General features: G+C 65.6%; 1 pseudogene. It reads left to right on the top strand.

Going from position 1 to position 250, the window contains the following annotated elements:
* Positions 1-250: pseudogene (locus tag ASF72_RS20585) on the top strand (HNH endonuclease signature motif containing protein); the annotation flags it as partial.

Here is a 250-nt window from a genome sequence, read left to right as displayed (position 1 = left end):
GGATGTTGCGTTGGAGGATGATTGGTCCGGGGAGGACCTGCTGGAGCGGGCCAAGGAAAACCGTTTACAGCGCCTGGGCGTGGTGCGACGGCTCGAATCCCAACTCGCGGCCGTCAAGGCCCTCACCATCGCCGAGTATGTCGGGATCGAGGACGCCCTCACCCCACCGGATCTGGGCATCACCCATCAACGGGCCCGGGAAATCTCCCTGATCGCTGAGGTCGGCGGGATCCTTGGTCTCGGGGCCGGC

Origin of the sequence: Arthrobacter sp. Leaf141 (assembly GCF_001424565.1) — a bacterium.
Lineage (GTDB): Bacteria > Actinomycetota > Actinomycetes > Actinomycetales > Micrococcaceae > Arthrobacter.
The sequence above is the reverse complement of the archived record's forward strand: the minus strand, read 5'-3'. Positions and strand labels throughout refer to the sequence as shown.